Raw genomic sequence first — 1430 nt, 5'->3', positions numbered from 1 at the left:
AGTGGAGTCCACGCACGTGGTGTACGGATCGTGATCGTCTAGCGACTCGCCGGAGTGGCGGTCCGTGACGTAGAGCGACCACCGCGTGATCCTTTTCGAGAACCGCCAAGAACTCGAGGAGGAGATACGCGATGGCCGTGCGTCCGACTGTGGCTGATGCCGAGGGGTTCGGCAAGGAGCTGATGGCAGCGAGTCCGGATCTGTTGGGCTCGATGGTGAAGGCGTTCGCGGAGGCGTTGATGGGCGCCGAGGTGGACGGGATCTGCAACGCGGAATATGGGGAGATTTCCCCCGAGCGGGTGAACCGGCGGAACGGGTATCGGGCGCGGGAGTGGGACACCCGTGCCGGGACGATCGAGCTGGCGGTACCGAAGCTGCGGCAGGGCTCCTATTTCCCAGAATGGCTCCTGACCCGGCGTCGGCGCGCCGAGCAGGCACTGATCTCGGTGGTCGCCACCTCCTATCTGCTCGGGGTATCGACCCGCCGGGTCGACAAGCTCGTCGAGCAGCTCGGGGTAGCGCATATCTCGAAGTCGCAGGTATCGGTACTGGCGAAGCATCTCGATGCCCAGGTCGAGGCGTTCCGGTCCCGGCCGTTGGACGCCGGTCCGTACCGGTTCGTGCAGGCCGACGCCTTGACGATGAAGGTCCGTGAGGACGGCCGCGTGATCAATGTGCACTGCCTGCTCGCGGTCGGCGTGAACGGCGACGGGCACCGGGAGATCCTCGGCCTCGACGTCGTGAGCAGCGAGGACGGTGCCGGCTGGCTGGCGTTCTTCCGTGGCCTGGTCGCCCGCGGCCTGTCCGGGGTGCGCCTGGTGACCTCCGATGCCCACCGGGGACTGGTCAACGCGATCGGGTCCACACTGCCCGGTGCGTCGTGGCAAAGATGTCGAACGCATTACCTGCGGGACTTGCTGACCCTGACACCAAAGTCGTCACAGCCGTGGGTCGCCACTCTCGTGAGAACTGTCTTCGACCAGGCCGATGCGAACGAGGTCGGTGGGCAGTTCGACCGGGTCGTCGAAGCCCTCTCCGAGAAACTCCCGAAGGCCGCTGACCATCTCTCCGGCGCGAAAGCTGACCTGCTCGCGTTCACCACGTACCCGAGGGAGGTCTGGCGGCAGATCTGGTCGTCGAACCCGCAGGAACGATTGAACAAGGAAATTCGCCGCCGCACCGACGTCGTCGGTATCTTCCCCGACCGTGACGCCATCGTACGTCTCGTCGGTGCCGTCCTCGCCGAACAACACGACGAGTGGATCGAAACCCACCGCTACTTCGGCCTGGAAATCCTCGCGAAAGTCGACGCCACGAACAAGAAATCCGACACACCCGAGATCAGCGTGACACCCGAAGCGCTGACCGCATAACATTCAACCAGGATCACGCGGCATCACGCTCCGTACACCACCCCCGTGGGCATGACC

1 protein-coding gene is annotated in these 1430 nt (G+C 64.8%); it reads left to right on the top strand.

The window, feature by feature from the left end; all coding sequences use genetic code 11:
* Positions 1-131 precede the first annotated feature (131 nt).
* A complete protein-coding gene (locus MXD62_RS27500) occupies positions 132-1373 on the top strand; it encodes an IS256 family transposase (protein ID WP_248832299.1) in 1242 nt (413 codons plus the stop codon).
* The last annotated feature ends 57 nt before the right edge of the window (positions 1374-1430 follow it).

This window comes from Frankia sp. Mgl5, from assembly GCF_023242985.1.
Classification (GTDB): Bacteria; Actinomycetota; Actinomycetes; order Frankiales; family Frankiaceae; genus Parafrankia; species Parafrankia soli.
This window is presented reverse-complemented; position numbering and strand designations above follow the sequence as displayed.